This is a genomic window from Luteimonas sp. A534 (assembly GCF_054072805.1).
In genome coordinates this window covers 33,600-39,658 of the sequence record NZ_JBSVRR010000008.1, presented here as the reverse complement: position 1 = coordinate 39,658, position 6,059 = coordinate 33,600, and the positions used below count along the sequence as shown (strand labels likewise).

The 6,059-nt window shown below is 70.3% G+C and carries 7 protein-coding genes; all 7 read left to right on the top strand.

Annotation, left to right across the window (positions count from 1 at the left end):
* Nucleotides 1-261: 261 nt before the first annotated feature.
* The 7 genes from fusA to ACW5F0_RS14205 all read left to right on the top strand — a co-directional run bounded on the left by fusA (nt 262) and on the right by ACW5F0_RS14205 (nt 6,010).
* On the top strand, nt 262-2,325 hold the full coding sequence (gene fusA / locus ACW5F0_RS14235; RefSeq protein ID WP_456963863.1) for an elongation factor G: 2,064 nt from the start codon (nt 262-264) through the stop codon (nt 2,323-2,325).
* 165 nt (nt 2,326-2,490) lie between these two features.
* Complete coding sequence (locus ACW5F0_RS14230) at nt 2,491-2,880, top strand: HU family DNA-binding protein (protein WP_456963862.1); 390 nt, start codon at nt 2,491-2,493, stop codon at nt 2,878-2,880.
* Between the two features lie 128 nt (nt 2,881-3,008).
* Nucleotides 3,009-3,371 (top strand): hypothetical protein, encoded by a 363-nt coding sequence (locus tag ACW5F0_RS14225; protein WP_456963861.1) that lies wholly within the window; start codon nt 3,009-3,011, stop codon nt 3,369-3,371.
* Nucleotides 3,372-3,421: 50 nt separating this feature from the next.
* Complete coding sequence (locus ACW5F0_RS14220; protein ID WP_456963860.1) at nt 3,422-3,853, top strand: hypothetical protein; 432 nt, start codon at nt 3,422-3,424, stop codon at nt 3,851-3,853.
* A 69-nt stretch (nt 3,854-3,922) separates the two neighbouring features.
* Nucleotides 3,923-4,711 (top strand): hypothetical protein, encoded by a 789-nt coding sequence (locus ACW5F0_RS14215; RefSeq protein ID WP_456963859.1) that lies wholly within the window; start codon nt 3,923-3,925, stop codon nt 4,709-4,711.
* Between the two features lie 35 nt (nt 4,712-4,746).
* Complete coding sequence (locus ACW5F0_RS14210) at nt 4,747-5,391, top strand: tellurite resistance TerB family protein (RefSeq protein ID WP_456963858.1); 645 nt, start codon at nt 4,747-4,749, stop codon at nt 5,389-5,391.
* Nucleotides 5,392-5,449: 58 nt separating this feature from the next.
* Nucleotides 5,450-6,010, top strand: a complete 561-nt coding sequence (locus ACW5F0_RS14205) for a DUF1439 domain-containing protein (protein WP_456963857.1) — start codon at nt 5,450-5,452, stop codon at nt 6,008-6,010.
* Nucleotides 6,011-6,059: the final 49 nt, after the last annotated feature.

Sequence of the window (6,059 nt, the reverse complement as noted above, 5' to 3'; positions counted from 1 at the left end):
ACCGAGGAAGCGCTACGACTATGAAACGCCCGAACAGCGAATCCGCGCCTGATCAGGACTGTCGCACTTGGTGGTTGAATTCACCCCTCCTACTGCGCGCTGTCAATGCCTGCGCGGATGCTGCGTCGCAACGCGACGCCCGTGCGGGGGCCGCGCTACTGTTGCGATCCGCCATGACCGCCCGCCGCGCGCAGGCCCGGTCGCAACACGCGACGGACAGCCATGACGTCCTTTCCGCCCAGCCAAGGGAGAAACGGACCCATGTCCCATGCCACCCCAGACATCCGCAACGTGGCCCTCGCAGGCCACCCCGGCGCCGGCAAGACCACGCTCTTCGAAGCCCTGCTGCATGCCGGCGGCGCGATCCAGGCGGCAGGCAGCATCGAACGCGGCAGCACCGTGTCCGACTTCGATCCGCAGGAGCGAACGCGCGGGCACTCCATCGACGCGGCCATCGCCGGCATCGACCACCGCACGAGCGACGGCACCCGGGTCCACGTCAACCTGCTCGACACGCCGGGCTATCCGGACTTCCGCGGCCCGGCGCTGTCGGCGCTGTCGGCGGTGGAGACCGTGGCGGTGGTGGTCGACGCCGATGCCGGTATCGGCCACGGCACCCGTCGCATCATGGAGCACGCGGGGAAGCGCGGGCTGTGCCGCGCGATCGTGGTCAACCGGATCGACGCCGAGGGCGCGGACTGCGCGCGCCTGCTCGACGAGCTGCGCGAGGAGTTCGGTCCCGAGGTGCTGCCGGTCAACCTGCCGGCCGAGGGCGGCAGCCGCGTGGTGGACTGCTTCGCCGGCAACGGTGGCGACAGCGACATCGGCCCGGTGGCCGACTGGCACCGACGCATCCTCGACCAGGTGGTCGAGGTCGAAGAATCGGTGATGGAGCACTACCTCGACGGCGGCGAGCGCGCGCTCGGCCGCGACGAACTGCATGACGCCTTCGAGCAATGCCTGCGCGAAGGCCACCTGGTGCCGGTGTGCTTCGTCTCGGCGCGCACCGGCACGGGGCTGCGCGAATACCTCGACATCATCGCCACCCTGTTCCCGCATCCGGGCGAAGCGAATCCGCCGCCGTTCACGCGCGGCACGGGCAAGGACGCGGCAGCGGTGGCCTCGCGCCCCGACCCGGACGCACACGTGATCGCCGACGTCTTCAAGATCATCAACGACCCCTTCGTCGGCAAGCTCGGCGTGTTCCGCGTCCACCAGGGCACGGTGAAGCGCGACCAGCAGCTGTTCGTCGACGACGGCCGCAAGCCGTTCAAGGTGGCGCACCTGTACCGGATCCAGGGCAAGGACCACGTCGAGATCGACCAGGCCGTGCCGGGCGACATCGCCGCAGTGGCGAAGGTGGAGGAACTGCACTTCGACGCCGTGCTCCACGACAGCCACGACGAAGACGACATCCACCTCGAAGCCATGGCCTGGCCGCGTCCGATGTTCGGCCTGGCCGTGGAAGCCGGCAGCCGCGGGCAGGAGCAGAAGCTGGCCACGGCGCTGCACAAACTGTCCGAGGAGGATCCCTGCTTCCAGGTGGAGCACGATGCCGAGACCAACGAGACCGTGGTGCGCGGGCTGTCCGAACTGCACCTGCGCATCCAGCTCGAACGCCTGCGCGAGCGCCACGGCGTGGACGTGTCGACGCGCCCGCCGCGCATCGCCTATCGCGAAACCATCACCGCCACCGCCGAAGGCCACCACCGGCACAAGAAGCAGACCGGGGGCGCCGGACAGTTCGGCGAGGTCATGCTGCGCGTCGAGCCGCTGCAGCGCGGCGCGGGCTTCGAGTTCGTCGACGCGGTGAAGGGCGGCACCATCCCCGGCCAGTTCATCCCGGCGGTGGAAAAGGGCGTGCGCCAGGCCCTGGCCGGGGGCGCGGTGGCCGGGCATCCGATCCAGGACGTGCGCGTGATCGTGCACGACGGCAAGCACCACCCGGTCGACAGCAAGGAAGTCGCGTTCGCGGCGGCGGGGCGCAAAGCCTTCCTGGACGCGGTGGGCAAGGCCTCGCCGAGGGTGCTCGAGCCGATCGTCGACCTGGTGGTGACCGCGCCGGAAGCGCACATGGGCGATATCAGCGGTGGCCTGGCCGGCCGCCGGGCGCGCATCCTGGGTACCGATTCCACGCGCGGCGGCGACATCGTGGTCAAGGCGCAGGTGCCGCTGTCGGAGCTCGATGGCTACCCCACGGAACTGCAGTCGGCAACCGCCGGACGTGGCCGATATTCGCTTGATTTCAGCCATTACGAGCCTGTTCCCGCACAGCTGCAGCAGAAGCTCGCCGAGGCCTGGCACCCACACCAGGACGACGATTAGGTGCCCCGCGCCCGGACATCGAAGCACCCTCCACAGGGACGACAGGCTGGAAAGATGCGGTTTTCCCCTGCTTTCCCACTTGGCGTGGCCCCGGGCATGCCCTACATTGCGCTTGCCGACGGGGTCGGCCGACATCCCATCACCGATAAACGGAATCACACTCAAATGGCGAAGAAAGCAACCAAGGCGGCCAAGAAAGCCGCCCCGAAGAAGGCCGCCGCTGCGAAGCCGGCCGCACCCAAGCCGATCAAGGACGCCCTGACCAAGTCGGGCCTGGTCTCCCACATCGCCGAGTCCACCGGCCTTGCCGCGAAGGATGTCCGCGCGGTGCTGGCCTCGCTCGAGGGCGCGGTGCACGGTTCGATCAACAAGAAGGGCATCGGCAGCTTCACCCTGCCCGGCCTGCTGAAGATCACCTCGGTCAAGGTCGCGGCCAAGCCGAAGCGCAAGGGCATCAACCCCTTCACCAAGGAAGAGCAGTGGTTCGCGGCCAAGCCGGCTTCGGTGAAGGTCAAGGTGCGTCCGCTGAAGAAGCTCAAGGACGCCGCGGCCTGACCGCAGCTTCCCGCCTGACGAAAAGACCCCGCAATCGCGGGGTTTTTTCTTTTGCGGCGCGACAGCGATGACGCGGCCCGCATCATGGATACGGCATGCCCGGTCTCCGACGATCGACCGGATCATGCATGCGTCCCGATATCCCCGAAGGCCGGCAGCCGCGCGACTACGCCCGGCCGCTGCGGTCCACGCTGACGTCCGTTGCCGTGCTCGCGCTGCTTGGTGCAGCGGCGTACTGGTGCTGGCACCAGCCCTTCATGGCCAAGCCGCGGCTGCTCTGGGAGCTGTCGCGGATGCCGCCGCCCCCGGCAGTGGCGATGCCGGTCGACGGCGTTGCATCCCGGCGGGTCGCCGATACCTTCGGCGCACCGCGCGGCACCGATCGCAGTCATGACGGCGTGGACATCTTTGCTGCGCGCGGGAGACGCCGCGGGTCCCGCCCCGTCCGCGGATGCCCCGCCGTGATCGACGCGGTGCCCGGGCGGCGCTAGGCTCTGCGCATCGCGCGGCCGCTTCGCGTCGCACAGATGGGACACGAGGCATGGACAAGCGTTTCTGGATCTGCGGAATCGTGGTCGCCGCGGCGGCGCTGCTGCTCGGCGTGATCGTCCACGGGCTGTTGCTGCGCGCCGACTACCAGGCATTGGCCACGCTCTACCGCACGCAGGAACAGGCCAACGCGCACGCGGCGTGGATCCTCCCCGCCTATCTCACCCTCGGCTTGGCGATGACCTGGCTTTACCGACGCATGCCGGCGAGCGATGGCGTCGACCTCGGCCGTGGCGCGCGCTTCGGGCTCGCGGTGGCGCTGGTGTCCTACGTGCCTTGGCACGTGCTCGCCTTCGTCGGCCAGCCGTTGCCGCTGTCGTTGATGCTGCGGCAGGTCGCGTTCGACCTGGTGGCGATGGTGCTGTTGGGGATGCTGCTGGCCTGGCTGCAGCCGCACCGGCGCGTCCTGGAGTCCCTGCCCTGACGCATCGGTGACCGGGCCTTCATCCGCCGGGCGTATCGTTGCCCGACCTGTCCACCGCCGGTGCCCCCCATGCCTTCCTCCCTGGTCCGGTTCTCATCCGCGTGCCTTTTGCTGTTCGCATTGGCGGCCTGCGGCGAGCGCGAATTCGAACCGGTGGTCGCCGTGGAAGAGAAGCCCGAACCGCTGCCTGCGCCGCTGCCGGCGGCAGGCCCGGTGACTGCAATACCCGGCGGCGCTGGTCCCGACGCCATCGCCGCGAGGGGCGCCGCGACCTCGACCGATGCGACGGGCCCCGCGGCGCTGGGGGTGATCACGCCAGTACCCGGACAAGCTCCCGCCGGCGATGCGGACCCGGCCGGCGTGGCCACGGCTTCCGACGGGTCGGGCGCTGCCATCGCCTTCGCCGAAGGCCCCCTGCCTCCGCTCGAGGACAATCCGGAGACGGGCCTCGGCGCGCCGCCCACACCTCCGTCCGGCCCGGCAAATCCATCCGCATCCGGCGAAGAGGACGCCGTCGCCGCCGTCAGCGCCTATTACGACGCCCTGCGGCGCGGCGACCTGGCGCGCGCGTACGCCGCATGGTCGGACGGCGGTCGCGCCAGCGGGCGCACTCCCGAGCAGTTCGCGGCCGGCATGGGCGACCTCGCCATCGCGTCGGTGTCCCTGGGTGAGCCGGGTCGCGTCGAGGGCGCGGCCGGGAGCCGCTACGTCGAAGTCCCGGTCACCGTGACCAGCCGCGGCAGCGACGGCCGCGAGGTCCGCCAGATCGGCAGTTTCACCATGCGCAGTTCGCAGGTGGAGGGTGCGTCGCGCGGCTGGCACATCGCCTCGGCCGAACTGCGCGAACTGCAACCCTGACCCACCTTTTCCCTTCCCTCCCCCTTGGACACTCCATGAACCTGCAAGGCTTCCTCGACCACCTCCTCAAGTCACAGGCCGGCACGTCGGCGCCCGGCACGCAGGCGCCGCTGGGCGGCCTGCTCAACGCCGACTTCGGCAAGGGCGCGATCACCGGCGGCGCGCTCGGCCTGCTGCTGGGCAAGAACAAGACCACGCGGAAGCTCGCGACCTATGGCGGCCTTGCTGCGATCGGCGTCATGGCCTATCGGGCCTACGGCGACTACAAGGCGCAGCAGGGCGCCCCGGGCGTGCAGCCGCAGACCGTCGACCGCCTGCCACCGCCGCAGGCCGCCCTGCACAGCGAGGCCATCCTGCGCGCGCTGGTCGGCGCCGCGAAGGCGGACGGCCATATCGACGAGCGCGAGCGCGGGGTGATCGAGGGCGAGTTCGCTCGCATGAACCCCGGCACCGAGGTGCAGCAGTGGCTGCATGCCGAGCTGGCCAAGCCGCTCGATCCCGCCGAGGTCGCGCGCGCCGCGACCACGCCCGAGATCGCGTCGGAGATGTATCTCGCCAGCCTGATGGCGGTCGACGAACAGAATTTCATGGAGCGCGCCTACCTTGACGAACTCGCCCGCCAGCTCGAGATCGACGATGCGCTGCGGCAACGCCTGGCCAGCGAGCTCGACCGTGCCTGAGGCGCACCTGCCGCGCGGCACGCGCCTCGTTGCCGCGGCATCCTCCGGGATGCCTCACATGCCCGCCGCCCTGCGCCTGTCTGTCCTGGCCATGCTCGCTGCGGTGCTTGCCGCCTGTTCGACGCTTGGCGTGGTCTCGGCATGGCTCAACGGCGAGGTCGCCTACTCGCCGGCGCAGCTGCAGCGATCGCTCGACCACCGCTTCCCGCGCAGCTTCGACAAGCTCGGCGGGCTGGTGTCGGTCACGCTGGCCAATCCCCGGCTTTCGATCCCGCCGGGCGAGTCGCGCCTGCGGCTGGAGTTCGACATCGGCCTGGGCGCGCTTGGAAGCCAGGGGGCCACTACCGGCCGGGTCGCCGTGGCCAGCGGCCTGCGCTATGACCCGGGCACGCAGGGCCTGCACCTGCAGGACCCGGAACTGCTGCGGCTCGACCTGCCCGAGTCGGGCGCGCTGCTCGGCAGCGGCGCGCGTAGCATCGTCAACGCACTCTTCGCCGAGTACGCGCGCAGCGAACCCGTGTACCGGCTTGATTCCGACCTGCTCGCCAGGATGCCGGCAGGGCGGCGCATCGACCGGGTCGTCATCGAACGCGGCACCGCCGTCGTCCATCTCGATTGACGGCCGGCCCGCGCGCGGGCGCCGGCCGACTCGCCGCGGAGACTGCGTG

Excerpts from the sequence above, each read along its gene's own strand:
- fusA (WP_456963863.1), top strand. The coding sequence starts at position 262 with ATGTCCCATGCCACCCCAGACATCCGCAACGTGGCCCTCGCAGGCCAC.
- ACW5F0_RS14230 (WP_456963862.1), top strand. The coding sequence starts at position 2,491 with ATGGCGAAGAAAGCAACCAAGGCGGCCAAGAAAGCCGCCCCGAAGAAG.
- ACW5F0_RS14225 (WP_456963861.1), top strand. The coding sequence starts at position 3,009 with ATGCGTCCCGATATCCCCGAAGGCCGGCAGCCGCGCGACTACGCCCGG.
- ACW5F0_RS14220 (WP_456963860.1), top strand. The coding sequence starts at position 3,422 with ATGGACAAGCGTTTCTGGATCTGCGGAATCGTGGTCGCCGCGGCGGCG.
- ACW5F0_RS14215 (WP_456963859.1), top strand. The coding sequence starts at position 3,923 with ATGCCTTCCTCCCTGGTCCGGTTCTCATCCGCGTGCCTTTTGCTGTTC.
- ACW5F0_RS14210 (WP_456963858.1), top strand. The coding sequence starts at position 4,747 with ATGAACCTGCAAGGCTTCCTCGACCACCTCCTCAAGTCACAGGCCGGC.
- ACW5F0_RS14205 (WP_456963857.1), top strand. The coding sequence starts at position 5,450 with ATGCCCGCCGCCCTGCGCCTGTCTGTCCTGGCCATGCTCGCTGCGGTG.